Source organism: Sphingobium sp. CCH11-B1 (assembly GCF_001556865.1).
GTDB lineage: Bacteria > Pseudomonadota > Alphaproteobacteria > Sphingomonadales > Sphingomonadaceae > Sphingobium.
Genome location: NZ_LSJY01000134.1, coordinates 139,109 through 165,621, shown reverse-complemented (window position 1 = coordinate 165,621; position 26,513 = coordinate 139,109). Strand labels below are relative to the sequence as shown.

Below are 26,513 nucleotides of genomic sequence, written 5' to 3'. Positions count from 1 at the left end.
GGCGAACGGAACTTGCAAGAAAGTTTCGCTCCGTGTCCCTTTACACCCGTTTCACCGCTCATCTCGACGCCGTGCTGGATGCGCTGGAGGCCGATGGCGCGCTGCCCTCGGGCCTCAATCGCAAGCCCGTCACGGTCGAGCCGCCCCGCGACGCGAGTCATGGCGACCTGGCGACCAATGCGGCGATGGTGCTGGCAAAGCCCGCCGGGACCAATCCACGCACCCTTGCGGAGGCGATCGTCGCCAGGCTGCAGGCCCTGGAAGAGGTGGAGAGCGCTGCCATTGCCGGGCCGGGCTTCATCAACCTGACCCTGACCGACGCCACCTGGCGCGCCGAGCTGGCTGCGATCCATGTGGACGCCGACGAATATGGGCGCTCGGCCATGGGGCAGGGCGTGACGGTCAACGTCGAATATGTGTCCGCCAATCCCACCGGCCCCATGCATATGGGCCATTGTCGCGGCGCGGTGGTGGGCGACGCGCTCGCCACCCTGCTGGAATATGCCGGGCATAGGGTCATCCGCGAATATTATATCAACGATGCGGGCGGCCAGGTGGACGTGCTCGCCCGATCCGCGCACCTGCGCTACCGCGAGGCGCTGGGCGAAGATGTGGGCGACATTCCGGAAGGGCTTTATCCCGGCGACTATCTGGTGCCGGTCGGGCAGGCGCTCGCCCAGGAATATGGCGATCGTTTCGTGGGCGCTCCGGAAGGCGAATGGCTGGCGCTCTTCCGCAGCTTCGCCGTCGCGAAGATGATGGACATGATCCGCAGCGACCTCGCGCTGCTGGGCATCCATCACGACATCTTCTCGTCCGAAGCCGAATTGCAGGCGGCCGGGAAGCCCGATGAGGCCGAAGCCTGGCTGCGCGCGCACGACCTCGTCTATGACGGCACGCTGGAGGCGCCCAAGGGCGAATTGCCCGACGATTGGGAACCGGTCGAACTGCCGCTGTTCCGATCAACGAAGTTTGGCGACGATCAGGACCGCCCGATCAGGAAGTCGAACGGCAGTTGGACCTATTTCGGCGCGGACATGGCCTATCATTTCCAGAAGGCCCAGAGCGCGGACCAGCTGATCGACATATGGGGCGCGGACCATGCCGGCACGGTGAAGCGCATCCAGGCCGCCGTCGCCGCGCTGACCGAAGGGCGGGCGCGTTTCGACGTGAAGCTCATTCAGATGGTCCGGCTGCTGCGCGACGGTGAGCCGGTGAAAATGTCCAAGCGCGCCGGCAATTTCGTGACGCTGGCGGACGTGGTGCGGGAAGTGGGCAAGGATGTCGTCCGCTTCACCATGCTGACGCGCAAGGCCGACGCCCAGATGGACTTCGACTTCGCCAAGGTGGTGGAGGCGTCGAAGGACAATCCGGTCTTCTACGTGCAATATGCCCATGCGCGTATTGCCTCGCTTGGCCGTCGTGCGGAGGAGGCCGGGATCGATATGCCCGCGCCTGACCTGTCCCTTCTCGGGACAGCGGAGCTTGGTCTGGTCAAGCTGGCCGCGCAGTTCCCTCGCGTCGTCGATGGTGCTGCGCAAGCGCGTGAGCCGCATCGTGTCGCCTTCTATCTCAATGACTTGGCGTCCGCCTTTCATGGATGGTGGAATATTGGCAATGATGATCCCCGCGCGCGCGTAATCGTCGCCGATGATCCCGCACTCACCGCAACCCGCCTTTTCCTCGCTCAGGGAATCGGGCAGATTATCCGTAACGGCTTGACCCTGATGGGCGTGGCTGCCTTGACGGAAATGCAATGAGGCGCTGAAGACTATGGGTGATTATGCGCGCGGCCGGCTTGACCTTGACGATGAGGATCGTCTCCCATGGCTTGAGCCGGCGATCGACGATGCGGAGGATGACCGCATTTCGCCGCTGCGCCTGCTGGGGCTTATCCTCCTTGGCCTCGTTCTTATTGGCGCGGTGGTGGCGGGGGTCTGGCTCGTCCAGAACCGCAACGGCGCTGGCAGCGCCGGCGAAGGGGCGCTGATCGCTGCCCCGCCGGGCGACTACAAGATCGCAGCGAACGAGGCCGATGCCAAGAAGTTCGATGGCGAAGGCGACGCCAGCTTCGCCGCCAGCGAAGGCGTGGCGCGCGACGGCCGCATCGATCCGAGCCGCGTGCCCGAAGCGCCAATCGAAAAGACCACGCCGGCGCTCGCCGCTGCCCGGCCCGCCGCGCCGGTCAAGCCCGCCCAGAGCGTGTCGACGCGTGTCGCAGACGAAACCGCGGCGCCAGCCCGGGCTGCGACGCCCAAGGCGGTGCCCGGCGGCACCATCCAGCTTGGCGCCTATGGCAACGCCGCGCTCGCGAAGGATGCATGGGGCAAGCTGTCCAAGCGCTTCGCCTATCTCGCGCCGCTCAGCATGACGATCGAGCCGGTGGAAATCGGCGGGAGCACATTGTACCGCCTGCGTGCTGGGGCGGGCAAGCAGGCCAGCCTGGTGTGCGGCAAGCTCAAGGTTGCGGGCGAAAGCTGCATCGTGGTGAACTGACCGGCATAAAGCCCTTCGACAGCGGCGGCGGCAGGCGCTACCATCCGGGCCATGAAGCCTGTTATCTTCGGCATGGCCGGCCTGTCGCTCACCCCGGACGAACGCGCCTTCTTCGCGGAGGCGGAGCCGGCGGGATATATCCTCTTCAAGCGCAATTGCGCCGACCGTGACCAGCTACGCGCGCTCACGGACGATCTTCGGACGCTGCACGGGCGCGACGACCTGCTTGTCATGATCGACCAGGAGGGCGGCCGCGTCGCGCGGATGCAGCCGCCGCACTGGCCTGCCTTTCCCGCCGCCGCGGCCTTCGACCGGCTTTACGATATCGCGCCTTCCAGCGCGATCGCGGCGTCCCGCGCCAATGGTCGGGCCCTGGCCCTGATGCTGGCGGACGTCGGCATCACCGTGGACGCGCTTCCCCTGCTCGACGTGCGGCAGGACGGCGCAAGCGACATCATGGGCGACAGGACGCTGGGCGCGGATCCTATGCGCGTGGCGGCGCTTGGCCGCGCGACGCTGGAGGGGCTGTCCGAGGGCGGCGTGGTGGGCATCGTCAAGCATATGCCCGGGCACGGCCGGGCGCTGGTCGACAGCCATCTGGACCTGCCCGTGGTCGATGCCGACTTGAACGCGCTCGAAACCGATCTCGCGCCCTTCCGCACCCTGCGCAGCGCGCCGATCGGCATGACCGCCCATGTCATCTATACCGAATGGGACGCGCATCGCCCGGCCAGCCTGTCCCCCGCCATCATTGGCGAGATCATCCGCGACTCGATCGGCTTTCAAGGGCTGCTGATGTCCGACGATCTGGATATGAAGGCGCTCAAGGGGTCGATCCCCGAACTTGCGGCGGGCGTCGTCGCGGCGGGATGCGATCTTGCGCTCAATTGCTGGGCGCGGATGGACGACATGATCGGCATTGCGGATCGCCTGCCCGATATCGCGGAAGCCTCCCGCGCCCGGCTCGACAGGGCCATGGCGTCTGTCCGCCACGATGCCGATCCGCCTGCGTTCGAGACATTGATCGCGACGCGCGACAGCTTGCTGGGCCTGGTGCCGGCTTGAGCGACCTTTTCGAGTCCCCGGCGGTCCCGTCGCCCCATATCCTCACGGTCAGCTTCGACAGTTGGGAAGGGCCGCTGGATCTGTTGCTGACGCTGGCGCGGGGACAAAAGGTCGATCTGCGGGAAATTTCCATCCTGGCGCTCACGGAACAATATCTCGCCTTCATCGACAGCGCCCGGCAACTGAAGCTGGAACTGGCGGCCGATTATCTCGTGATGGCGGCGTGGCTGGCCTATCTCAAATCCGCGTTGCTGCTGCCCAAGGCGGAACAGCCGGACCCCAGCCCTGAGGAACTGGCGCTGCGGCTCCATCTTCGGCTCCAGCGGCTGAACGCCATGCGCGATGCGGCGGCACGGCTGATGGCGCGCGACCGCATCGGCCGCGACGTGTTTCCTCGCCGCGCGCCGGAAGGGTTGCGCCTCATCCGCAAGGCCCAGTGGCGCGCCACCCTTTACGACCTGATCGCCGCCTACGGGCAAGTGCGCGCGCGGACGCAGCCGGTGGTGCATAGCATCGCCGTGCGCCCGGTCATGACGCTGGATGAGGCACTCCAGCGTGTGGGGTCGCTGGTCGGCGCGGCGCTGGACTGGACCCGGCTCGAAGCCTTTCTGCCGCCCGACATCGATCCGCCACGCGCAAAGTCGGCATTGGCCAGCAGTTTCGTGGCGGCGCTGGAACTGGCGCGGCAGGGCCGGCTGGACATTGCGCAGGACGGCATCTTCCAGCCGATCTACCTGCGCGCGCCGATGCCGGAGGCGGCGGCGTGATGCAGGAACCCGACGATTATCTTCGCGCCGTCGAAGCCACGCTGTTCGTGGCGGAAACGCCGCTAACCCCCGCGGAAATCAGGCTGCATGTGGGGGAGGACGGCGATCTTCGGGCCGCGCTGGCGACGCTTGGGGATCAATATGCGGGTCGCGGGATCAATCTGGTGGAACGCGGCGGGCGCTGGCATTTCCAGACCGCGCCGGACCTCGCCCACATGCTGCGCCGTGAAAAGGACGAGACGCGCAAGCTCTCGCGCGCGGCGACGGAGACGCTGGCCATCATCGCCTATCATGAACCCGTCAGCCGCGCGGAGATAGAAGCGATTCGCGGCGTGCAGGTGGCCAAGGGCACGATCGACGTCTTGATGGAGGCGGGCTGGGTCCGTCCGGCGGGCCGGCGGGAATTGCCCGGCCGTCCGCTCATCTACGCCACGACCGTAGAATTTCTGACGCATTTCGGCCTTAGCAGCCGACGCGACCTGCCGGGACTGGACGATCTTCGCGCCGCTGGCCTGCTCGACCCTGTGGATTTGGCGCTGGAGGGTCTGGCTGGCCAATCCGTTGTGGAAAATGACGAGGAAGAGGCCTAGATAGGCCTCCTTTCAGGAGTATTTGAAAATGGGTTCCTTCTCGCTGATGCACTGGGTGATCGTGCTCCTGGTCGTCATGCTGCTGTTTGGTGGCGGCCGGATTTCCGGCCTGATGGGTGACGTGGCCAAGGGCATCAAGAGCTTCAAGAAAGGCATGGCCGAGGATGACGACGTGCCGCCGGCCAAGCCTGCGACCCGGATCGAAGGCCATCGCGTGCCCGAACAGGATGCGCCGAGCGCCACCGAAGAAAAGAGCAAGGCCTGACCCCTTCAAGCACAGGCCGGTAGTCGCGCATGTTTGGTATCGATTCGTCCGAACTTCTGGTGATCGTGATCATTGCCGTGATCGTGATCGGCCCAAAGGATTTGCCGCGCGCGCTCTACAAGGTGGGGCAGATCGTGGGCAAGGCGCAGGGCATGGCCCGCCATTTCCGCACCGGCATCGATGCGATGGTGCGCGAGGTGGAACTGGAAGAGCTGGAAAAGAAGTGGGCGGCGCAGAACAAGCGCATCATGGAAGAGCATCCGCCCGAAACGGCGGAGGCCGCCTTGCCGCCGCCTGACGGCACGCCGGACGCGCCCGCTTTCGTCGCCCAGTCCGCCCCGGAAGAATCGCCTGCCTTCGTCGCTCAGTCGGCCCCCGTCGAGCCGGCCCCTGCGCCGACGCCGGGCGGGCCGCCCTATCTCGCCGGCTCCGCGGGTAAAAGCGACGCCGCGGCATGATCAGCGATATCGACGACAGCAAGGCACCGTTGCTCGACCACCTGATCGAGCTGCGCAGCCGCCTGCTCAAATGCGTCTATGCGCTTTTCCTCACGGGCGCTGTCTGCTTCTATTTTTCCGAGCAGCTCTTCGCCATCCTCGTCCATCCCCTGAAGGAGGCGTTCGGCGACGGCGGTGGCCGGCTGGTTTATACCAAGCTCTACGAGGCGTTCTTCGTGCAGGTGAAGATCGCGGTGTTCGGTGCCTTTTGCCTCTCCTTTCCCGTCATCGCCAACCAGCTCTGGGCCTTCGTCGCGCCGGGCCTCTATGCCAAGGAGAAGAAGGCGCTGCTGCCCTTCATCATCGCGACCCCTTTCCTCTTCGCGATGGGGGCGAGCCTTGCCTATTTCGTGGTGATGCCGACTGCCTTCCACTTCTTCCTGGAATTTCAGGGGAATAGCAGCGGCCTGTCGGTCGAGGCGCTGCCCAGCGCGGATGCCTATCTGGGCCTGGTCATGCAGTTCATCCTCGCGTTCGGCATCAGCTTCCTGATGCCCGTGCTGCTGATGCTGCTCAACCGCGCCGGGTTCGTGACCCGCACCCAGCTGATCGGTCTGCGCCGCTACATGATCGTTGCCGCCTTCATCCTGGCGGCGGTACTCACCCCGCCCGATGTCGTGTCCCAGCTGATGCTCGCGATCCCGCTGCTGCTGCTGTACGAAATCACGATCGTCGCCATCTGGTTCACCGACCGCAGGCAGGCGGCCGAGGAGGAGGCGGAGCAGGCTTCGGCCTGATCCATCGCGAGAGATTCGCCGCGTTTCCCCGCGCGGGCCGTAGTCCATCCCTTTTGCCAAAAGAAAAGGCCGGTCCCTTGGGAGGGGCCGGCCTTGGGAACGGAAGTAAGACGCGGCGATCAGACGTGGCAGCTCTGCGCGCTCTTCCCCGGAACGGTGATGGTCACGTCGTCGCCCTGGCCCGACACTTCGTAGCCGCCTTCCGCGACATAGGCCTTGCCGGCTTCGGGTGCGGTCAGCTTCGTTGGCGATCCGGTCTTTTCGGTGCGCAGGTTCGCGGTCTTGTCGTCGGTCATGAAGTCGACGAAGATCAGGCTGTTGTCCTTGCAGCGATACTGCTTGTTGGCCTTGACCGACGGCGGCAGTTCGACCGGCGCGGCGTTGGCCAGCCTTTCGGCCATTGGATCGGCGGGGCCGCCGACGACTTCGGGTTCATCATTCTTGTTGCAGGCAGACAGCATGGTCAGGCCGGCAACGGCGATCAGGGGGACATAATATTTCATAGCGATCCTTTTATGTGCACGTGCAACATGGTGCGTCAACGCAAAATGACGCATTTTCCTCCATTGCACTGAATTGACGTCATGACGGCGTGATGACCATCGGGCCTTTGTGGCGCAGCGGGCTTGACCATCCGCCTGGGCACGGTCAATGCAGGGCGATGGCTGAGGATATGTCGACCCCCGATCCCGAAACCCTGTCGTTCGAGGATGCGTTGCGCGCTCTGGAGCAGATCGTGCGCCGCCTTGAAAGCGGGGACGTGCCGCTCGACGAGTCGATCGCGCTTTATGCGCGCGGCGAGGAATTGCGCAAACGGTGCACGGAAAGGCTTCAGGCGGCAGAGGCGCGCATTCAAAAGCTCACGGTCGATGCCGGCGGCGTGGTCAGCGGCGCGCAGCCGTTCGGCGCGGACTGACGGCCATGTCCGGGGGAGAGGGGGGCTCCGCTTCTGCTTTGGTCGGTGCGCGCGCAGCGGAAGTCGCTGACGCCATCGATGCCGCTTTTGACCGTCTTCTCGCCCTTCCCGACGATCCGCGCCGCCGCCTTTATGATGCGATGCGGCACGCGGCCATCGGCGGCGGCAAGCGATTGCGGCCGCTGCTGGTGCAGGCGGCAAGCGACCTCTTCAACATCTCGCGCGAATCGGCGCTGCGGGTCGGGCTCGCGGTCGAATGCATCCATGTCTATTCGCTGATCCATGACGATCTGCCGGCTATGGATGATGACGATCTGCGTCGCGGCAAGCCCACGGTCCACAAGGCGTTTGACGAAGCGAGCGCCATCCTGGCGGGCGACTGCCTTCATGATCTCGCTTTCGAAGTGCTGGCGGATGAGGACACACACCCCGATCCCTTCGTGCGGATCGAACTGGTGCGGGCTCTGGCGCTGGCCAGCGGTCCTGCGGGAATGGCTGGCGGGCAGATGATGGACCTGGAGGCGGAAAAGGCCCGCTTCGACCTTGCCACCGTCACGCGGCTGCAAAATCTCAAGACCGGCGCGCTGATCGCATTCTGCGTCGATGCCGCCGCCATCATGGCGCGCCTGCCGCAGGAGGCGCGCACGTCGCTGCACGGCTATGCGCGCGACATCGGCCTTGCTTTCCAGATCGCCGACGATCTCCTCGACGTGGAGGGCGACGCCGCGCTTGCGGGCAAGGCGCTCGGCAAGGACGCGGCGGCGGGCAAGGAAACCTTCGTGTCGCTGCTGGGCGTCGAACGCGCGCGCGACCGGGCGCATCTTCTGGTGGCGCAGGCAAAGGCCCATCTGCACGGCCATGGCAGAGAGGCGGACCTGCTGCGCGCCATTGCCGACTATATCGTGGAGAGGGACCGCTAACCCATGAGCAAAAAGCGCATCGGTGTCTATCCGGGCACGTTCGACCCCATCACGCTGGGTCATATGGATATCATCCGGCGCGGCGCAAAGCTGGTCGACAAGCTGGTGCTCGGCGTCACCACCAATATCTCCAAATCGCCCATGTTTTCGGACGAGGAACGGTTGGAGATGGTGCGGCGTGAATGCGCGGGCATCGATACGGAGATCGTCGTCACCGGCTTCAACTCGCTGCTGATGGACTTTGCCGAATCGCAGGGGGCCAGCATCATCATCCGGGGCCTGCGCGCTGTCGCGGACTTCGAATATGAATATCAGATGGCGGGCATGAACCAGCAGATCAACGGCCGGGTCGAAACCGTATTCCTGATGGCGGATGTGTCCCTGCAGCCGATCGCATCTCGTCTGGTCAAGGAAATCGCCCTCTATGGCGGCCCGATCCAGAAATTCGTCAGCCCCGCCGTGCGCGACGAGGTGGTCGCGCGCGTCGAGCAGATCGGGCGCAAGGGCGTTTGACCTGCGGTTTCAGCCTGCGTTCAGTTGCCAATCGCGATCAGCGCGCTATCAGGGCCATCCAAGCCTGCCGGCCCAGAATTTTTTGAGGAAAGCGTCCACTCATGCGTCTCACTAGCGCGCTCAAGACCGTCGCGATCGGCTTCGCCATCACTGCATCCGGCGTCGCTTTCGCCCAGGGTGGCGGTGGCGGCGGCCGCGCCGACGAAATGAAGAAGGCGGAGACGGCTGCCCGCGCGCAGAAGAATCTTGAATCTCTGGGCACCAGCGTCACGCCGCAGTTGCCGCCCGCGACGGTGCCGGCCGACCCCCAGAATATATGGGACCTTGACCTGTCCAGCGGCGGGCGCGTGCGCATCCAGTTGCGGCCGGACATCGCGCCCGGCCATGTCGAGCGGATCAAGGAACTCACCCGGCAGGGCTTCTACAACGGCCTTAAATTCCACCGCGTGATCCCCGGCTTCATGGCGCAGGGCGGTGATCCCAAGGGCGACGGCACCGGCGGATCGACGCTGCCGGACCTGAAAGCCGAATTCAATCCGATGCCGCATCTGCGCGGGACGGTGTCCATGGCGCGCGCCCAGAGCGAGGACAGCGCCAACAGCCAGTTCTTCATCGTCCTGCTGCCCCGCATGCAGCTCGACAAGAAATATACCGTCTTCGGCCGCGTGATCGAGGGCATGCAATATGTCGACGCGATCGCGCCGGGCGAGCCGCCGGCAAACCCGACCGTCATCCTCCAGGCGTCGATCGAGAGCGACGGGAAGCCGCCCGTGACCGCCGCGCCCCCGCCGGCCGCCGTCGCGCCCTCCATCGTCGACACGCCCACCCCGGCGCGCAAGCCTGCCCCCAGGCCGGCTGCGTCCAAGAAACCGGCTGCGCCCAAGAAGCCGGCCGCCAGCAAATAAGCCGGCGGGTCCGGTTGCCCTCTGATGCGCGTAGACCTGTTCGATTTCGATCTCCCGCCGGAGAATATCGCGCTGCGTCCTGCCTCGCCGCGCGATAGCGCCCGGCTGCTCCTGGTTCCCGGCGATGGGGCGATGCAGGATCATGCCGTGCGCGACCTGCCGTCGCTGCTGCGCGCTGGCGACGTGCTGGTGTTCAACGATACGAAGGTCATTCCGGCCCAGTTGGAAGGCACGCGCGGCGAGGCGCGCATCGGCGCGACGCTGCACAAGCGGCTTGGCCTGCGGCAGTGGCAGGCCTTCCTGCGCAACGCCAAGCGGGTGCGTGCCGGCGACCGGATCGATTTCGGCGCGGGTGTCAGCGCGATCGCCGGCCCGCGCGATGAAGATGGCGGCGTTACCCTGAGCTTCGAGGGCGACGAGCCGGTCGAGTTGCTGCTGGAGCGGGCGGGGCGGATGCCGCTTCCGCCCTACATCGCCAGCAAGCGCGCCACGGACGAGCGCGACCGGAGCGATTATCAGACGATGTTCGCGCGGGAAGACGGCGCGGTCGCCGCGCCGACGGCCGCGCTGCACTTCACCCCGGACCTCATGGACGCCATCGCCGCGGCTGGCGTGCTGACCGAAACGCTGACGCTTCACGTGGGCGCGGGCACCTTCCTGCCGGTGAAGGCGGACGACACCGACGATCATCGAATGCATGCCGAATGGGGACGGATCGAGGCTGCGACCGCCGAGCGGCTCAACGCCGCGCGCGCGGCGGGGGGGCGATTGATCGCGGTCGGGACGACCTCGCTGCGCCTGCTGGAAAGCGCGGTCGGAGAAGACGGCCTCATCCGCCCGTTCGCGGACGAAACCCGGATATTCATCACCCCGGGCTATCGGTTCCGCGCGATTGACGGACTGATGACCAACTTTCACCTGCCGCGATCGACCTTGTTCATGCTGGTATCGGCGCTGATGGGACGCGACCGGATGCAGGCGGTCTATGCCCACGCCATTGCGCTGGGCTACCGCTTCTACAGCTATGGCGACTCGAGCCTGTTGTTGCCGGAACGGTGACGCGGCGCGATGCAGGGGCGCAGCCCCGCTATTCGAATGCGGATTTCTTGCCCACCGCTCGCCATTGCTGGCGGATGAGGGGGTGGACCCTGTCTCCCAGCCACCAGCGCAGCGGGATGCGCCGTTCGGCCAGCCCGGGCAGGCTGCCGATGTCCCAGCCGCGGCGAATGCGGAACGGATTGCGCCGACTATAGGCCCATAGTTCGACGCGCGTAACCGGGCCAGCGGCAGCGGTGCGCGAATGGAAGCCGAATGTGTCTGCGATAACCAGCGTGTTGGCGGGCACGTCAAAGACGCTGGGCTGTGGCAGATCGAGACCGTCCAGTTCGTCCGCCCGGATGCGCAGGGAACCGCGCGCCGAAAGCCGGCAGTTTTCGTCCCGGACGCTGAGGCTGCGAGCATGTTCCCATTTCAGCCGTGACGGTGTCAGGCGGTGCGATCCCCGCACATAGGAGAAGGGACCGGCCTCCGCCGGCACGTCCTCCAGGAACAGCCAGGCCTTCATCGATGGATGAAAGGTATCGGCATGGAGTTCATGCTGCGGGTCGCGGGGCGCATCGTGCCGGTTCGGCATGATCGACTGGATATAAAGCAGTGGTTCGACGTCGAAACCCGCGACATAGCGGCACAGCGCGCGCCAGCGCTCATCCTTGCGGAAATGGTCGAGGGCGGGGATCGCCCGGATCGCCTGCGGATCGACCGCCATGCGCCGCGTGACAGTGTCGCCCTGGACCGTCTCGCGGGCCGCGCCGCGATAGGCAAGGACGTCCGCCTGCATTGCGCGGAAAAGCGGAGCGGGCAGGAAGTTGCGGATTTCGACCACGCCGTCGCGATCGAAGGCCGCCCGATCCTCTGGCATGACCGCCGCGGCAAGCCCGCGCCGCCTGAATGCCGTCAACGCGTGCGCAGCCCGAACCCGCCCCGCATGCAAGCCGATGCCGTTCAGCCTTTTCGATCCGATCAGCGGATTGTCCACGAATGACTTTGCGCCCGTGAACAGCTGCGCAAACCAGAAGGGCATCATCCACATCGATTGAAAATGCATATGCGACGCATTGACGCCATCATCCGCCAAGGTCGAGCAAATTTTTCCAATCCGTTATCCGTTGGGCGTTGATGGCGTCCTGCGCCACGGGGGAGTGGAGATTGTGACGCCGCGCGCGGTTCCGAACCGTCTGCTTCCGACGCGACATTGCGCCCGAAACGGATCAGCTGCGCCCGACGAACAAAAACGCCACGGCGGCCATGATGCAGGCGAAGGCCGCCGCGTGCCGCCAGTGCAAAGGCTCGCCCAGCACCGTCACCATGAACACGCCGAATATGATGAGCGCGATCGCTTCCTGCGCGATCTTCAACTGCCCGGCGCTCCAGCCATGGGCATAGCCGATCCGGTTCGCGGGCACGGCCAGGCAATATTCGACGAAGGCGATGCCCCAGCTGATGAGGATCACGACCAGCAGCGGCTTGTTCATGCCGCCCTTCAGATGCCAGTACCAGGCCGTGGTCATGAAGACGTTGGAGAGCAGCAGCAGCAGGAAAGTGGGCATGGCTCGCTGCTTGCCACTGGAAAGGCGCGCGATGCAAGCGAACAGAAAAAAGGCCCGGTTGCAGCACCGGGCCTTTTTCCAGCGTCACGCGCGATCAGCGATAACGGGTTTGGCTCCACGCCGTGCTCGACCCGGACTGGCCTTCCTGGCTCCATCCGCTCCGGTCTTCGTCGCGGCCGCCGAACATCGCGCCTTGCTCGCGCTCGGTCCGCCAGGCGTCCTGCGCCTGCGCTGCGGTCTTCTCCAGCGTCACGCGTGTCGCGTCCACCGTCTTGATCCAGCTTGATGGGATCGAATGATGCACGCCGCCGGCATCCTCGTCATTCTTGGTCAGAATGATGCGGTCGCCGCGCAGCTTGCCGACGACGTCCATATGCTCCCGAACCTGCTGGATCGCTTGCCGCTGCTCGCCGCGCCGGGTGCGCCACGCGCCGAATTCGCTGTTGAAGCGGTCGCGATTTTCATTTTGATATTCGGCATAGTCGCGGTCCAGCTCGTCGATGCGCTGCTGACGCCAGCTATGGTAATTGCTGTCGTGATGCGCGCCATAGTCCTGCTGCGGGCCGTAGGCGCGGGTGCGGTAGCCATGGTCCTCGCTGCCGAAACCGCTGCGCTCGTTGGTGTAGGGGGCATAGCCCCGATTGGGCAGATAGTCGCTGCGCGCGGCCGAAGCGAAGCCCATCCGGCTCGACTGGTCGCGGGGATCGCCATAGGGACGATTATAATAATCGTCATATTCGCGGCGACGTTCTGCTTCCTCGTCGCCAAACCAGCTGCGAATCTCGTCGCCTGCACGGTCCAGGAAGCCACGGTCCTCCGGGTCATAGTCGCCCGGCGGGCGGCGATAGTCAGGGCCGCCAAACTGTCCGCGCGTCCCATAGCGATATCCGCGATCGTCGCGCCGATAGTCGCCCGATCCCCGGTAGCGATCACCGCCGCGATCCCAGTTGCCCGAATATCGGTCATCGCCACCATAGCGGCGTCCGCCTTGGTAACCCATCGTCCTTCTCCTTCGTTTGCCGGCGACGCGCGTCGGGCGTCGTCACCCTGAACAATGAGTGGACCGGACCAACGTTCCGGCCGTTACGCCGGGGTAATATCCCATCCACGGCGCGCCTTGCCGGCCCGTCGCGGCGCAAAGCAGGTCTTCGGACAGGCACGCAGATTTTTGCACAAAGACCGTTGCACGCCGGAAATCGCTCGCTTATAGGCAGCGCTCCTTCGGGGCCGTAGCTCAGCTGGGAGAGCGCGTCGTTCGCAATGACGAGGTCAGGGGTTCGATCCCCCTCGGCTCCACCAACTCCTCCACAGGGGGTTGTTCCCGAAGGCTTTCCGCTGCATGCGGTATCCATGACAGATGATGAACGTTCCTCCCGATCTGCGGCCACGCTGGTCGTCGTACGGGATCGGCCAGGGCAATCGGCTGAACTGCTTATGGTGGAACGGTCGCCCGCCATGGCCTTTGCGGCGGGTGCGCTGGTTTTCCCCGGCGGTGGCGTGGACGAAGGCGATCATATGCTCGCCGCGCGCGCGGCCGGCGCGCTGGATGTGGAGGATGCCGCCGCGCGCATTGCCGCCATTCGCGAAACGATCGAGGAAGCCGGCATCGGCCTCGGCTTTGAGGGCGTGATCGACCAGCCGACTGTGCTGCGGCTGCGCGACGGGCTGCGCGACGGCCGGACGCTGGGCGAGTTGCTGGACCGGCATGGCCTTTCGCTGAACCTCGACGCGCTCATTCCGTTCGCGCGCTGGCACCCCCCGCTGTCCGACCGGCTGCGGCGGGTCTACGATGCGCGTTTCTACCTGGCCCGCGCGCCGGAAGGGCAGGTCGCGAGCGTGGACACCACGGAAAATGTCCGCCTGTTCTGGAGCAGCGCCGCCGACACGCTCGCCTTGTGCGACGCGGGGCGGGGCCATGTCATCTTTCCCACGCGCCGCAATCTCGAGCGGCTGGCGCTGTCTCCTTCGTTCGAGGCGCTGACCGCGGACGCCAGGCGCTTTCCTGTCGACAAGATCCGGCCGTGGCAGGAGATCAGGGACGGGACGCTTCATATCTGCATTCCCGATCATCTGGGCTATCCGGTCACGTCGGAACCAATGGAGCATGCCCTGCGTGGTTGATCCATGCGCCGCCTCCATCTGACCCTCCGCCGCCTCATCGTTCTCGCCGGCGTCCTTTTCCTTCTCTTCCTCGCTTATGCCTGGTTGCGCCAGCGGCCGCAGGACTTGCCCTGGACGCCGCTCGACCTGTCGCAGCCGATCGGTATGTTTACCGGGCGAAAGCTGGCTGCGCTGACCGGAGACGCAGAGGGCTGCCGCGCGCTGCTCGATCGGGCCGGCGTGGATTATGTCGCGATGAAGCCGGGCGGCACGGGACAGTGCGCCTATGCCGATGCGCTGCGGTTGCGGCCGGATCGGGACGCCATCGCGCTCGCGCCCGCGTCGGTCGCGCCGTCCTGCCCCGTCGTCGCCGCGCTCAAGCTGTTGTACGGCCAGCCGGTCCGCTCGATCCGCCATTTCGGCAGCTATAGCTGCCGTCGCATGTACGGGCGGAGTGCGGGCGATTTCAGTGAACATGCGACCGCCGACGCGATCGATGTCGCTGCCTTCGTGTTGAAGGACGGACGGCAGATCAGCATCGTCGGGGACTGGAAGGGGGAGGGGAAAAACGCAGCTTTCCTGCGCGACGTGCGTGACGGTGCCTGCGACCTGTTCTCGACCGTGCTGTCACCCGATTATAATGCGGCGCATCGCGACCATCTGCATCTCGACCAGGCGGAACGCGGGGCGACCGGCTGGCGCGCCTGCCGCTAGAGCATGATCCGTTCATACTGAATCGCATCATGCTCTAACTATCTTTTGTTTTCCGCATTTTCCCACGCAGCGGACGACGCCGTCCGCTTCGAAAATGCTCCGGGGGCTTACTGTCCGTACCCGGCTTGCCGCGCCACGCTCACAGCCTCGCGCGCGGCCGCCAGCAGCGCGCCGCTTTTCGCCTCGCACTCGCGCTGTTCATATTCGGCCTGGGAGTCCGCGACGATGCCGGCGCCCGCCTGCACATGCATCATGCCGTCCTTCAGCACGGCGGTGCGCAGGACGATGCAACTGTCCATATTGCCGTCCGGCCCGAAATAGCCGACGCCGCCGGCATAGGCGCCGCGCGTCTCCGGCTCCAGTTCGGCGATGATCTCGCAGGCACGGACCTTGGGCGCGCCGGACACGGTGCCGGCGGGGAAGCCGGCGAACAGCGCGTCGATCGCATCCTTGTCCTCCGCCAGCCGCCCGACCACGTTCGACACGATGTGCATGACGTGGCTGTAGAATTCGACGGTGTAGCTTTCCGTGACCGTCACCGATCCGGCGGCGGCAACTCGACCGACATCGTTGCGGCCCAGGTCCAGCAGCATCAGATGCTCGGCCCGTTCCTTGGGATCGGCGAGCAGGCTTTCGCGATTGGCGGCATCCTCCACGGCGTTTGTGCCGCGCGGCCGCGTACCCGCGATGGGGCGGATCGTCACTTCGCCGTGGCGGGCGCGCACCAATATTTCGGGACTGGAGCCGATCAGCGCGAAGCCGGGCAGGTCGAGATAATAGAGGAAGGGCGACGGATTGATCCGCCTCAATGCGCGATACAGGGCGATGGGCGGCAGGGTGAAGGGACTGGTGAAGCGCTGCGCCAGCACCACCTGGAATATGTCGCCCGCGACGATATAGTCTTTCGCCTGCTCCACCATGCGTGCGTAATGGCCCGGTTCCAGCACTGGCGTCACCGCGACATCGGCGATCTTTGTCGGTGCTGGCAGGGGCGGCAGGGGCGCGGCCAGCTTCGCGGCGGCGGCGTCGATCCGCTCAAGCGCGGTCTCTATCGCGCGGTCGGCGTCTGTGAAGCTGCCTTTCCACACCGGCGATATGATGAACAGCTGGTCGGCCAGCCTGTCGAAGATCAGGATGACCGTCGGCCGCACGAACAGCATGTCGGGCACGCCGATGGGATTGGGGGCGGGACGCGGCAGTTTCTCGACCAGCCCCACAGTCTCATAGCCAAAATAGCCGACCAGACAGGCAAGCGCTGCGGGCAGGACCGGGTCCATCGTGGCGCGGCATTCCGCCACCAGCGCGCGCAGCGCATCGAGCGCGCCGGCGCTCTCCGCGACGAAGGCGTCGCGGTCAGTCGCCCATTGCCGGTTGATCTCGGCCCGTTCGCCCTGCGCGCGGAAGACGAGGTCGGGAGCGAGGCCGATCAGGCTGTAGCGGCCGCGCACCGCGCCTCCCTCCACCGATTCCAGCAGATAGTCGCCCCGGTCGGGCTCGAACAGCTTGAGCGCGGCGGAAATGGGCGTGTCGGTGTCCGCGATCTGCCGCCGCCACACCAGCGCCGATTCGCCTCGCGCCAACGCGGCCCGCGCGCTCTCGATGCCGTCCGCTCCCCCCGCCACCGTCATTTTACTGCCCGCTGTTGGTGGCGGACAACGCCTGCCGCACCTTGGCGACCGCGTTCGCATTGCGGGTCACGCCCAGATCCTTCTCGACGGCGCGCTCGAACTGCTGGCCATATTCCTGGCCCACCACCTCTGCGAGTTGGGTGCGGACCTGATTGAGCAGTTCGGGCTGCCCCTTGGCGTCGCCGCGCTCGATCCTGTTGAGCTGAACCACGAAATAGCCGCGATCTTGCCCGATCGGCAGCGTCTTGACCGTGTTGGCCGCCATGGCGAACATGATCGCGACTTCCGCCGGCGGACGCTGCTGGCCGCGCATGATGTCCGCGCGGCGGCCGCCCAGCTGTTGCGGCGGGGGCAGCTTGACGCCCGCCTGCGCGATCGCGTCTGTCAGCTTCATGCCCTTGGCGACCTTCGCCTGGATCTGGTCGGCCAGCGCCTTCGCCTTGCGGTTGCCTTCGTTGAGCTTGTACTGCGCCAGCACCAGCTGCTTGACCTCGGCCAGCGGCGGCGGCGCTGCGGCCACGATCTCGCCCGGCGCGGCCAGCGCGTAGCGCTTGTCCGGCGTGATCGGCACCAGTTGCGCGTCGTCGTCGGCGCTCATGCCGAACACGGGCGCGATCAGCGGCTGCAAGTCCGGTCCTGCAGTGAAGGCCGCGTCGCGCACCTGCTTGCCTGTCGCCAGGACCAGCGGGCTGGTTTCCAGTTTCAGACCGTTGTCCTTCACCACTTCCTCGAAAGTGCCGCCGTCGGCGATCGCATCCTTTTCCTTGACCGCCGTGACCCGCACCAGCAACCAGCCGAGCGGCGCGCGGATCGGCCCGACCAGATCGCCCTGCTTCGCCGCCCATGCGGCGTCGGCCGCGGCCTTGCCGGCCGATGCGGTCAGCGCCTCGCGGCTCTGGTCGGCGAGCGTGGCCACGGCAAGGCCAGCGCCCTGCGCGGCGGCGGAGAGCGACGCGCCGCCCTTCACCTTCGCGGCGATCGCCTTCGCGCCCGCCTCGGTCGGCAGCACCAGCTGCTCGACGCTGCGGCTTTGCTTGGCGGCGTAGGCGGCCTTGTTCTGATTGTAATTGGCGGCGATCTCGGCGTCGGTGGGCTGGGCCGCCTGCGCGAAGCGCTGAGCATCGATCAGGGCGTAGCGGATGCGGCGCTGCTCGGGGATCGTAAAGCGCGCGCTGTTCTTCTTGTAATAGTCCGCCAGCTGCGCATCGGTCGGATTCTTGTCATCCAGCAACGCAATGGAGGGGATCGCCGCGACCATGCCCTGCCGCGTTTCCAGCAACAGCGACGCGTACGGCATCACCTGGCTGTCGGTCAGCTTCGCGCCCAGGCCTACGGGAGCAAGCAGCTGCCGCTGGAGCATCTCGCGGCTGATGTCGTCGCGCAGCGCCTGCTCTGTCAGCCGCTCGCGCGACAGCAGGGCGCGGAACTGATCCTGGCTGAAATTACCGGCTGCGTCCTGAAAGGCCGGGATCTGCGCGATCTGCGCGTCCACCAGCCGCTTGGAGATATGGACGTCCTGGCTGTCGGCAAAGGCCTTCAGCGTCAGTGCCGCGACCAGCTGGTCATAGACCTGGGCCGCGCCGCCCTGCGCCAGGAAATCGCCGATCTGAAGGCCCGGATTGGACTTGCGCGCATTTTCGAACACGCGCTGCACCCGGTCCTGATATTCGCCCTCGCTCAGCGAATAACCCTTCGCCTTGGCGGCCGACCCGCCGCTCAGGATCGATCCGCCGCCGAATTTCCCGCTGCTGATGTCGCCCAGGATGAAGGCGGCGGCGATGATCCCAAGGAACAGGATCGCGATCAGCGCGCCGAACTTGGAATGGATGATGCGGCGAAAGACAGAGAGCATGAATGGGTCCGGAACTGCGGGCGATATGGCGGCCCGCTTTAGGCGGGGAAGCGTCTGTCGGCAAGGCTTGGGCTGGACAAATGCGTGAGGGCCGTTCATCGGCTCGATACAGCATCCCGCCGATCCGGGGAGACGCCGTGGCCAAAGCCGTGGCGGCGGAACGGCGGGGGCGACGTGCAGCAATAATGACAAGGGATACAGGCGATGGACAGGCGCAAGCTGGTAGTCGGCAACTGGAAAATGAACGGGATGCGGGCGCATCTCGACGAGGTGGAAGCGATCGGCCGGGTCGCGGCGCAACACCCGGCGGTGGAGGTGGGACTGTGCCTCCCCGCCACGCTCATCATGGCGGGATCGGAGCGGCGCGGCGCAGCCTTCATCGGCGCGCAGAATTGCCATATGGACATCAGTGGCGCCTATACAGGCTCGCTCTCGGCAGAGATGCTGTGCGAAGCGGGGGCGAGCTGGGTCATCACCGGCCATAGCGAACGGCGCGAAGCGCGGGGCGAAACCAACGAGGATATCGCGGCGAAGTCCGCAGCCGCCCACCGCGTCGGCATGAAGGTGATCCTATGCGTGGGCGAGACGATCGAGGTGCGCGACGCCGGCGACGCCGAAGCCGTCGTGTCGGAACAGCTGCTCGCGTCCCTGCCCGAAGGCGCGGCGGCCGACTGGCTGGCCGTCGCCTATGAACCCATCTGGGCGATCGGCACCGGCCGCATCCCGACGATGGAGGCGGTCGCGTCGATGCATGCCGCCCTGCGCGCCGCTCTCGCCACCCGGATCGGCGGGGAAGCGGACAAGGTGCGCATCCTCTATGGCGGATCGATGAACGGCGACAATGCCGCCGACCTCCTGGCAATCGCCGATGTGGACGGCGGCCTGGTGGGCGGCGCCAGCCTTTCCGCCGCCAAGTTCGCCCCGATTATCGAGGCGGCCGACCGGCGGATGAAGGCAGCGGCCTGACGAGCGGCCAACCGGCCAGGATTGGTCATGCTGGACGTGTTTCGGCATCCATCGCGCCTTCGGGGTCCGCGCCCGTCGGCATGGATGAAGCCTGGAACGCGTCCGGCGTGACGACGGGCTGGAGGTGAGCTTGAAAAGACTGGGTGCAGCCACAGGTTGCCCCGACGCCCCATCGTCGCTATGTGCGCGCCAACCCACCCATCACCGGACAGAAACGTCGCATGTTCACCTTCCTCCTCGTCGTGCAGGCCATCGTGGCGGCCTTGCTGGTCACCGTCATCCTGATGCAGAAGTCTGAAGGCGGTGGCCTGGGCGTGGGCGGCAGCCCCTCGGGCTTCATGTCGGCGCGTGGTGCGGCGGACTTCCTGACGCGCTCCACCACGATCCTCGCCAGCATCTTCGTCATTCTGTCGATCATCATGGCGGTGATCGCATCGGTGCGGCACGCGCCGGCCGACATCGACACCTCGCTGGTGCGTCAGGCGCCCGCCACCCAGTCGGCGCCGGCCCAGCCGAACGCCGATCCGCTGGCTGGCGCGGCGAGCAACGCGGCGTCCGCGCCCGCGTCCAACGGCGCGGTTCCGCTCGCCAACTAACCGCTCCATCGATCCTTCGATCTTTTTTTAAGCGTGCGTGGATTCGCGCGCTTGCCCTTTGTTGTTCCGAAAGGCTAAGCCTCTCCTCCCATGACGCGGTATATTTTCATCACCGGCGGCGTGGTCTCCTCGCTTGGTAAGGGCCTGATGGCCGCATCCCTTGCAGCACTGCTGCAGGCGCGGGGTTTCCGTGTGCGAATCCGGAAATTCGATCCCTATCTGAACGTCGATCCCGGCACGATGTCGCCCTACCAGCATGGCGAGGTCTATGTGACCGACGACGGGGCGGAGACTGATCTCGACCTGGGCCATTATGAGCGCTTCACCGGCGTTTCCGCGCGCCAGAGCGACAATGTGACGCAAGGTCGCGTCTATCAGACGATCATTCAGAAGGAACGGCGCGGCGATTATCTGGGCGCGACGGTGCAGGTGATCCCGCACGTCACCGACGAGATCAAGGCCTTCGCGACCGCGGATACCGAGGATCTGGATTTCGTCCTGTGCGAAATCGGCGGCACCGTGGGCGACATCGAATCGCTTCCCTTCATGGAGGCGATCCGCCAGCTGCATAACGACCTCGATCGCGGCCAGTCGATCTTCGTGCATGTGACGCTGGTGCCCTATATCGCGGCGGCGGGTGAGCTGAAGACCAAGCCGACGCAGCACAGCGTGCGCGAACTCACCTCGCTTGGCATCCAGCCCGACATCCTGCTGTGCCGCTGTGAAAAGCCGCTGCCCGAAAGCGAGCGGCGAAAAATCGCGCTCTTCTGCAATGTCCGGCCCGAAGCGGTCATCCCCGCGCTCGATGCCAAGAGCATCTATGCGGTGCCCGAACAATATCATGCCGAAGGGCTGGACGAGGAAGTGCTGCGCGCCTTCGGCATTGCCGATGCGCCCGCGCCCAAGCTTGACCGCTGGACCGACATCATGGACCGGCAGCAGAATCCCGAGGGCGAGGTGACGATCGGGGTGGTCGGCAAATATGTCGGCCTGCTCGACGCCTATAAGTCGCTCTATGAAGCGCTGACCCATGGCGGCTTCGCCAACCGGGTGAAGGTCAACATCAAGTGGATCGACGCCGAACTGTTCGAGAAGGGCGACGATCTCGCCGCCAGCCTCGAACCCATGCACGGCATTCTCGTCCCCGGCGGCTTTGGCGTGCGCGGGTCGGAAGGCAAGATCGCGTCGGTCAAATTCGCGCGCGAACGCAACGTCCCCTTCTTCGGCATCTGCCTTGGCATGCAGATGGCCTGTATCGAAGGCGCGCGGAACACGGCGGGCATCGCCGACGCATCGACCACGGAATTTGGCGAAACGTCGGAGCCGGTCGTCGGCCTCATCACCGAATGGATGAGCGCGGAAGGACTTCAGAAACGCACCGCCGAAACCGATCTGGGCGGCACGATGCGGCTGGGCGCCTATCCCGCGAAGCTCACCGGCAACAGCGTAGTCGCGGGCATATACGGCACGAATGACATCAGCGAACGGCATCGCCACCGTTACGAGGTGAATGCCGGCTACCGCGAGCCGCTGGAAAAGGGCGGGTTGATCTTTTCGGGCATGTCGCCCGACGGCACATTGCCTGAAATCGTCGAGCGGCCGGACCATCCCTGGTTCGTGGGCGTGCAGTTCCACCCGGAACTGAAATCCAAACCCTTCGACCCCCATCCGCTCTTCGCAAGCTTCATCGAAGCGGCCGTCAAGCAGAGCCGGCTTGTATAACCAGAAGCGTCATGCCAGCGAAGGCTGGCGTCTCAGGCGGCATGTCGCTTACGGCCGCCTGAGACCCAGTTTACGCAGGGGTTAGGATTTAGCTGGCCGGAGTCAGCTTCAGCATCCGCCCCTGCGATCCGTCCCTGCCATCCTCAAGCAGCCAGAGCGCGCCATCGGGGCCTTGCTCGACTTCGCGGATGCGGCCGCCCATGTCCCACTGGTCGGCCTTCGACGCGCTCTCGCCATTCAGCTTCACGCGGACAAGGCTCTGGCTGGACAGACCGCCGATGAACAGCGAGTTCTTCCATTGCGGGAAGAGGTCCCCTGAATAATAGAGCAGCCCGCCCGGCGAGATCACCGGATTCCACCAGACCTTGGGCGGCTCGTACCCGTCGCCCGCCTTGTGATCGGGAATGTCGCGCCCGTCATAATGGCTGCCGTTCGACGCCAGGGGATAGCCATAGTTCAGGCCCGGCTTGATGAGGTTCACCTCGTCGCCGCCCTTCGGCCCCATTTCCTGCTCCCACAGGCGCCCGTCCTTGTCGAAGGCGATGCCCAGCAGGTTGCGGTGGCCGTAGGACCAGATAGCCGGATGAAAGCCCTTCGCGGCCAACGGATTGCCGGCGGCCGGCGTGCCGTCAAGGTTCAGCCGCAACAGCTTGCCCAGTGTCGCCTTGGGGTCTTGTGCCGGGTCGAACTTCTGTCGTTCGCCATTGGTGAAGAACAGATATCTGCCGTCGGGCGAGAAAGCGATGCGGCCCGAATAATGGCCGTTCCCATCGACATAGGGGCTGGCGCGGAAGATCACCTGCACCTTGTCCAGCTTCGTTGTCCCATCGCTCGCCTGATTGAAGCTGCCCTTGGCGAGCGCCACGCCCTTCATGCCGTCGCGCGCCTCGGAAAAGCTGAAATAGACCGCCTTGTCCCGGTCGAATGTCGGCGACAGCACTACATCCATCAGCGCGCCTTGCCCAGCGCTGTCGACCTTCGGAATGCCCGCGACCGGGATTTTGGTGCCGTTCTTCGGATCGAACAGGATCATCTCGCCCGCTTTCTCCGTCACCAGCGCGCGACCGTCCGGCAGGAAGGTCATCGCCCAGGGCGAATCGAAATCTGCGATGATCGATGTCTTGAACGGTTTGTCGGCCGAGGCCGCGGTCTGGCTGTTCGCGCCGTCGCTGGAACAGGCGATCAGCAGCAGGGGCAGGGCGGCGATCATCACGGTGCGGGACATTCTGTTCTCCGTTCGGGCTGAGCTTGTCGTGGCCCCGCTCTTCTTGAAAGGAAAATAGGCCCCTCGACAAGCTCGGGGCGAACGCGGCTGGAAATTCCCCCTAAAATGATCGGGCACGAATAATGTTGCAGAAATTCGGTGCCGCGCCTATATCCGCCTTGCTTCCTTACATCGTCAAACATGTCGGGGTCGCGGGCGGATCGCTCGCGGCACGAAGGAAGCTGCACATTCGTATCTGGAGACTCCATGGCGGACATCGCCGCACTGACCGCGCTGATCGAACCTGAGGTGAAGGCCCTGGGCTTCGACCTCGTGCGCATCAAGCTGTTCGGGTCGGGCGACGACTATACGCTGCAGATCATGGCCGAAGACCCGAAGACGAAGCAGCTCGTCATCGAGGATTGCGCCACCATCTCGCGCCGCCTGTCGGACATGCTGGACGAAACTGACCCGATCGAGGAAGCCTATCGCCTCGAAGTCAGCTCGCCCGGCATCGACCGTCCGCTCACCCGGCTGCACGACTATCGCGAATGGGTCGGGCATGAAGCGAAGATCGCCGCGACCGAACCGGTCGAGGGGCGCAAGAGCTTCCGTGGCGTGCTGAACGGCATCGAGGGCGAGGATATCCTCTTCACCGATGCGAAGGCGGGGGATGTGCGCATCCCCTTCGCCCTGGTCCATGATGCGAAGCTGGTGCTGACCGATCGACTGATTTCTGCTACAATGCCGCTCTCTTCCGATGGGGCGGATGAATTTGAAACCGAGGAATAAGGGTTCATAACGTCATGGCCAACGCCATTTCCGCCAACAAGGCCGAGTTGATCGCCATCGCCAATTCGGTGGCGAGCGAAAAGATGATCGACAAGGCTATCGTCATCGAGGCGATGGAAGACGCGATCCAGCGCGCGGCGCGCGCCCGCTACGGCGCGGAGAACGACATTCGCGCCAAGCTCGACCCCGACAGCGGCGACCTGCGCCTGTGGCGCGTCGTCGAAGTGGTCGACGTGGTCGAGGATTATTTCAAGCAGGTCGATCTCAAGCAGGCACAGAAGCTCAAGAAGGACGCCGTGGTGGGCGACTTCATCGTCGATCCGCTGCCCGCCATCGACCTTGGCCGTATCGATGCCCAGTCAGCCAAGCAGGTGATCTTCCAGAAGGTCCGCGACGCCGAACGCGAGCGGCAATATGAGGAATATAAGGACCGCGTGGGCGAGATCATCACCGGCGTCGTCAAGTCGGTCGAATTCGGCCATGTTGTCGTCAACCTGGGCCGCGCCGAAGGCGTCATCCGCCGCGACCAGCAAATTCCGCGCGAAGTCGTCCGCGTCGGCGACCGCATCCGCTCGGTCGTGCTCAACGTCCGCCGCGAAAATCGCGGGCCGCAGATTTTCCTCAGCCGCGCGCATCCCGAATTCATGAAGAAGCTGTTCGCGCAGGAAGTCCCCGAGATTTACGACGGCGTCATCACCATCATGGCCGCCGCGCGCGATCCGGGCAGCCGCGCCAAGATCGGCGTCATCAGCCGCGACAGCAGCATCGATCCGGTCGGCGCCTGCGTCGGCATGAAGGGCAGCCGCGTGCAGGCCGTCGTGCAGGAAATGCAGGGCGAAAAGATCGACATCATCCCCTGGAGCGAGGACACCGCGACCTTCGTCGTCAACGCGCTCCAGCCCGCTCAGGTCGCCCGCGTCGTCATCGATGAGGAGGAAGAGCGCATCGAGGTGGTCGTTCCCGACGATCAGCTTTCGCTCGCCATCGGTCGCCGCGGCCAGAATGTCCGCCTCGCCAGCCAGCTCACCGGCAAGGCGATCGACATCATGACCGAAGCCGACGCGTCGGAGAAGCGCCAGAAGGAATTCGTCGCCCGCTCCGAAATGTTCCAGAACGAACTGGACGTCGACGAAACCCTCTCGCAGCTGCTGGTGGCCGAAGGCTTCGGCGAGCTGGAGGAAGTCGCCTATGTCGAGGTGGACGAACTCGCCGGGATCGAGGGCTTCGACGAGGAACTGGCCGCCGAGCTGCAGAGCCGTGCGCAGGAAGCGCTGGAGCGCCGCGAGGCGGCTGCGCGCGAGGAGCGTCAGGCGCTGGGCGTCGAGGATGCACTGGCCGACATGCCGCACCTCACCGAAGCCATGCTGGTGACGCTGGGCAAGGCTGGCATCAAGACGCTGGACGATCTTGCCGACCTCGCCACCGACGAACTGGTGCAGAAGAAGCGCGTCGATCAGCGTCGCCGCAAGAATGACAGCGGCAGCGAGGACAAGGGCGGCATCCTGGCGTCCTATGGCCTGAGCGACGAGCAGGGCAACGAGATCATCATGGCTGCCCGCGCCCACTGGTTCGAAGAGGAAGCGTAAGGGAATGCCGTTCGTCGACATCCGCCTGGCGGGCAGCGCCACTCGCGAGCAAAAGGCCGCGGTCGTTGCCGATGTCACCCGGTCGCTCGTTGAGCGGCTGGGCAAGCCGGCGGCTGCCGTCCAGATCGTGATCTCCGAAATTTCCACGGAAAATTACGCGGCCGCCGGGCAATTGCTCGCCGACCGCGCCGCAACGCCGCAACCAAGGGAGGACGCCCATGCTGCGGACACTCCCCGATGAGAGGCTGACGCTCTCCAAAGCATTGCCGTTCGGACCCTGTGCTCCCGCGAAAGCGGGGAGCCGGTCCCGTCGTTTCGTGCTTTCCCGGCGGCGGAACCGCGTTCCTGCTCTCGCGGAAACGCGTCCGGCGCAGCAGGGGAGGTGTTCATGACCGAACGCAAATGCATCCTGACCGGCGATCGCGCCGATCCCGAAACGCTGATCCGCCTGGCCGTCGGACCCGAAGGGCAAGTGCTGCCCGATATCCGCGCCAAGGCACCTGGACGCGGCGCATGGATCGGCGTCAGCCGCGCCGAACTGGAAACCGCGCTGGCCAAGGGCAAGCTCCGGGGCGCGCTCGCGCGCGCGTTCAAAACGAACGATCTTTCCATTCCAGACGATCTGCCGGCGCTGATCGAGGATGGTTTGCGCCGCGCGCTGCTCGACCGGCTGGGGCTGGAGGCGCGCGCGTCGATGGCCCTTACGGGCTCGGAAAAGATCGACGTCGCCTGCCGCAAGGGGCAGGTGCAATTGCTGCTCCACGCCGCCGACGCCGCGGCGGACGGCAATCGCAAGCTGGATCAGGCCTTGCGCGTCGGACAGGAAGCGGAAGGCACGGATTTGGCGGGGATAACCTTGCCTGTGGACCGGAACGCCCTATCTATGGCAATGGGGCGGGATAATGTCGTCCATATCGCGGTAATCGACTCGCGCGCTGCCTCGCGCCTGCGCGCGGCCATAGGCCGCTTGGAAAGCTATCTGGGTTGCGCTAACGGGGCGCCTGCGCGTGTGGAGCATGTCTCCGCCGATGCGCCGGGCGTCAGCGGCTAGGCATCATATTGGGCGCCGACGGGCC

At 65.4% G+C, this 26,513-nt stretch carries 29 protein-coding genes and 1 tRNA gene; 23 read left to right on the top strand and 7 right to left on the bottom strand.

Going from position 1 to position 26,513, the window contains the following annotated elements:
- The first annotated feature begins 32 nt into the window (after window positions 1-32).
- From argS to tatC, 8 genes are read left to right on the top strand one after another with little or no spacing between them, the layout of a single operon-like run.
- Window positions 33-1,760, top strand: coding sequence for an arginine--tRNA ligase (argS, locus tag AX724_RS14665; protein WP_066767724.1), 1,728 nt, complete (start codon window positions 33-35; stop codon window positions 1,758-1,760).
- Window positions 1,761-1,773: 13 nt separating this feature from the next.
- Window positions 1,774-2,496, top strand: coding sequence for an SPOR domain-containing protein (locus tag AX724_RS14660; protein ID WP_066767722.1), 723 nt, complete (start codon window positions 1,774-1,776; stop codon window positions 2,494-2,496).
- Window positions 2,497-2,547: 51 nt separating this feature from the next.
- Window positions 2,548-3,561, top strand: a complete 1,014-nt coding sequence (gene nagZ / locus AX724_RS14655; RefSeq protein ID WP_066767720.1) for a beta-N-acetylhexosaminidase — start codon at window positions 2,548-2,550, stop codon at window positions 3,559-3,561.
- Window positions 3,558-4,328 (top strand): segregation and condensation protein A, encoded by a 771-nt coding sequence (locus AX724_RS14650; protein WP_066767718.1) that lies wholly within the window; start codon window positions 3,558-3,560, stop codon window positions 4,326-4,328. The genes nagZ and AX724_RS14650 overlap by 4 nt, the downstream gene beginning before the upstream one ends.
- On the top strand, window positions 4,325-4,918 hold the full coding sequence (gene scpB / locus AX724_RS14645) for an SMC-Scp complex subunit ScpB (protein WP_066767716.1): 594 nt from the start codon (window positions 4,325-4,327) through the stop codon (window positions 4,916-4,918). Before AX724_RS14650 ends, scpB begins: the two co-directional genes overlap by 4 nt.
- A gap of 28 nt (window positions 4,919-4,946) precedes the next feature.
- Window positions 4,947-5,183, top strand: a complete 237-nt coding sequence (locus tag AX724_RS14640) for a twin-arginine translocase TatA/TatE family subunit (RefSeq protein ID WP_066767714.1) — start codon at window positions 4,947-4,949, stop codon at window positions 5,181-5,183.
- A 29-nt stretch (window positions 5,184-5,212) separates the two neighbouring features.
- Entirely contained in the window at window positions 5,213-5,641 is a 429-nt protein-coding gene (tatB, locus tag AX724_RS14635; RefSeq protein WP_066767710.1) for a Sec-independent protein translocase protein TatB, read from the top strand.
- Window positions 5,638-6,417 (top strand): twin-arginine translocase subunit TatC, encoded by a 780-nt coding sequence (tatC, locus tag AX724_RS14630; RefSeq protein WP_066767708.1) that lies wholly within the window; start codon window positions 5,638-5,640, stop codon window positions 6,415-6,417. The genes tatB and tatC overlap by 4 nt, the downstream gene beginning before the upstream one ends.
- A 119-nt stretch (window positions 6,418-6,536) precedes the next feature.
- Here tatC and AX724_RS14625 read toward each other — a convergent pair whose 3' ends face one another.
- On the bottom strand, window positions 6,537-6,920 hold the full coding sequence (locus tag AX724_RS14625) for a hypothetical protein (RefSeq protein WP_066767706.1): 384 nt from the start codon (window positions 6,918-6,920) through the stop codon (window positions 6,537-6,539).
- Between the two features lie 158 nt (window positions 6,921-7,078).
- On the opposite strand from AX724_RS14625, the gene AX724_RS14620 reads away from it, so the two are divergent.
- The 5 genes from AX724_RS14620 (at window position 7,079) to queA (ending at window position 10,730) form a co-directional block, all read left to right on the top strand.
- Window positions 7,079-7,333 (top strand): exodeoxyribonuclease VII small subunit, encoded by a 255-nt coding sequence (locus AX724_RS14620; protein ID WP_066767704.1) that lies wholly within the window; start codon window positions 7,079-7,081, stop codon window positions 7,331-7,333.
- 5 nt (window positions 7,334-7,338) lie between these two features.
- On the top strand, window positions 7,339-8,253 hold the full coding sequence (locus AX724_RS14615; RefSeq protein ID WP_066767702.1) for a polyprenyl synthetase family protein: 915 nt from the start codon (window positions 7,339-7,341) through the stop codon (window positions 8,251-8,253).
- A gap of 3 nt (window positions 8,254-8,256) precedes the next feature.
- A complete protein-coding gene (coaD, locus tag AX724_RS14610) occupies window positions 8,257-8,766 on the top strand; it encodes a pantetheine-phosphate adenylyltransferase (RefSeq protein WP_066767697.1) in 510 nt (169 codons plus the stop codon).
- Window positions 8,767-8,867: 101 nt separating this feature from the next.
- Window positions 8,868-9,671: a peptidylprolyl isomerase gene (locus tag AX724_RS14605; RefSeq protein ID WP_066767696.1), complete on the top strand. Its 804-nt coding sequence runs from the start codon at window positions 8,868-8,870 to the stop codon at window positions 9,669-9,671.
- A gap of 24 nt (window positions 9,672-9,695) precedes the next feature.
- Window positions 9,696-10,730, top strand: coding sequence for a tRNA preQ1(34) S-adenosylmethionine ribosyltransferase-isomerase QueA (gene queA, locus AX724_RS14600; protein ID WP_066767694.1), 1,035 nt, complete (start codon window positions 9,696-9,698; stop codon window positions 10,728-10,730).
- A gap of 28 nt (window positions 10,731-10,758) precedes the next feature.
- Here the strand turns inward: queA and AX724_RS14595 are convergent, their stop codons facing one another.
- The 3 genes from AX724_RS14595 to AX724_RS14585 all read right to left on the bottom strand — a co-directional run bounded on the left by AX724_RS14595 (window position 10,759) and on the right by AX724_RS14585 (window position 13,277).
- The gene (locus tag AX724_RS14595) at window positions 10,759-11,754 is read right to left on the bottom strand and encodes a phytanoyl-CoA dioxygenase family protein (protein WP_443018722.1); all 996 of its coding nucleotides are present in this window, start codon (window positions 11,752-11,754) and stop codon (window positions 10,759-10,761) included.
- A 184-nt stretch (window positions 11,755-11,938) separates the two neighbouring features.
- The gene (locus tag AX724_RS14590) at window positions 11,939-12,277 is read right to left on the bottom strand and encodes a DMT family protein (RefSeq protein WP_066767690.1); all 339 of its coding nucleotides are present in this window, start codon (window positions 12,275-12,277) and stop codon (window positions 11,939-11,941) included.
- Window positions 12,278-12,371: 94 nt separating this feature from the next.
- A complete protein-coding gene (locus AX724_RS14585; protein WP_066767685.1) occupies window positions 12,372-13,277 on the bottom strand; it encodes a DUF2171 domain-containing protein in 906 nt (301 codons plus the stop codon).
- A 223-nt stretch (window positions 13,278-13,500) separates the two neighbouring features.
- Between AX724_RS14585 and AX724_RS14580 the strand changes: the two genes are divergently transcribed.
- The 3 genes from AX724_RS14580 (at window position 13,501) to AX724_RS14570 (ending at window position 15,091) form a co-directional block, all read left to right on the top strand.
- Window positions 13,501-13,576: transfer RNA gene (locus tag AX724_RS14580), tRNA-Ala, on the top strand.
- Window positions 13,577-13,627: 51 nt separating this feature from the next.
- On the top strand, window positions 13,628-14,398 hold the full coding sequence (locus tag AX724_RS14575; protein ID WP_066767683.1) for an NUDIX domain-containing protein: 771 nt from the start codon (window positions 13,628-13,630) through the stop codon (window positions 14,396-14,398).
- 3 nt (window positions 14,399-14,401) lie between these two features.
- Window positions 14,402-15,091 (top strand): extensin-like domain-containing protein, encoded by a 690-nt coding sequence (locus tag AX724_RS14570; protein WP_066767682.1) that lies wholly within the window; start codon window positions 14,402-14,404, stop codon window positions 15,089-15,091.
- Window positions 15,092-15,198: 107 nt separating this feature from the next.
- Here the strand turns inward: AX724_RS14570 and trpE are convergent, their stop codons facing one another.
- Together trpE and AX724_RS14560 are read right to left on the bottom strand one after the other, a co-directional pair.
- The gene (trpE, locus tag AX724_RS14565) at window positions 15,199-16,719 is read right to left on the bottom strand and encodes an anthranilate synthase component I (RefSeq protein ID WP_066767680.1); all 1,521 of its coding nucleotides are present in this window, start codon (window positions 16,717-16,719) and stop codon (window positions 15,199-15,201) included.
- A 1-nt stretch (window position 16,720) separates the two neighbouring features.
- Window positions 16,721-18,571: a peptidylprolyl isomerase gene (locus AX724_RS14560; protein WP_066767678.1), complete on the bottom strand. Its 1,851-nt coding sequence runs from the start codon at window positions 18,569-18,571 to the stop codon at window positions 16,721-16,723.
- Window positions 18,572-18,775: 204 nt separating this feature from the next.
- On the opposite strand from AX724_RS14560, the gene tpiA reads away from it, so the two are divergent.
- The 3 genes from tpiA (at window position 18,776) to AX724_RS14545 (ending at window position 21,855) form a co-directional block, all read left to right on the top strand.
- Window positions 18,776-19,537 (top strand): triose-phosphate isomerase, encoded by a 762-nt coding sequence (gene tpiA / locus AX724_RS14555; RefSeq protein ID WP_066767676.1) that lies wholly within the window; start codon window positions 18,776-18,778, stop codon window positions 19,535-19,537.
- A 221-nt stretch (window positions 19,538-19,758) separates the two neighbouring features.
- Window positions 19,759-20,133 carry a preprotein translocase subunit SecG gene (gene secG / locus AX724_RS14550; RefSeq protein ID WP_066767675.1) on the top strand — a complete coding sequence of 125 codons (375 nt, stop codon included), beginning with the start codon at window positions 19,759-19,761 and terminating at the stop codon, window positions 20,131-20,133.
- A 90-nt stretch (window positions 20,134-20,223) separates the two neighbouring features.
- Complete coding sequence (locus AX724_RS14545; protein WP_066767673.1) at window positions 20,224-21,855, top strand: CTP synthase; 1,632 nt, start codon at window positions 20,224-20,226, stop codon at window positions 21,853-21,855.
- Window positions 21,856-21,943: 88 nt separating this feature from the next.
- On the opposite strand, the gene AX724_RS14540 is transcribed toward AX724_RS14545, so the two are convergent.
- Window positions 21,944-23,080 (bottom strand): PQQ-dependent sugar dehydrogenase, encoded by a 1,137-nt coding sequence (locus tag AX724_RS14540; protein WP_066767671.1) that lies wholly within the window; start codon window positions 23,078-23,080, stop codon window positions 21,944-21,946.
- A gap of 246 nt (window positions 23,081-23,326) precedes the next feature.
- Here AX724_RS14540 and rimP point away from each other — a divergent pair, with 246 nt between their 5' ends.
- From rimP to AX724_RS14520, 4 genes are all read left to right on the top strand, one after another.
- On the top strand, window positions 23,327-23,851 hold the full coding sequence (gene rimP / locus AX724_RS14535) for a ribosome maturation protein RimP (RefSeq protein ID WP_066767669.1): 525 nt from the start codon (window positions 23,327-23,329) through the stop codon (window positions 23,849-23,851).
- A 14-nt stretch (window positions 23,852-23,865) separates the two neighbouring features.
- Window positions 23,866-25,437: a transcription termination factor NusA gene (gene nusA, locus AX724_RS14530; protein WP_066767667.1), complete on the top strand. Its 1,572-nt coding sequence runs from the start codon at window positions 23,866-23,868 to the stop codon at window positions 25,435-25,437.
- Between the two features lie 4 nt (window positions 25,438-25,441).
- The gene (locus tag AX724_RS14525; RefSeq protein WP_066767666.1) at window positions 25,442-25,678 is read left to right on the top strand and encodes a tautomerase family protein; all 237 of its coding nucleotides are present in this window, start codon (window positions 25,442-25,444) and stop codon (window positions 25,676-25,678) included.
- Window positions 25,679-25,825: 147 nt separating this feature from the next.
- A complete protein-coding gene (locus AX724_RS14520; RefSeq protein WP_066767665.1) occupies window positions 25,826-26,488 on the top strand; it encodes a DUF448 domain-containing protein in 663 nt (220 codons plus the stop codon).
- Window positions 26,489-26,513: the final 25 nt, after the last annotated feature.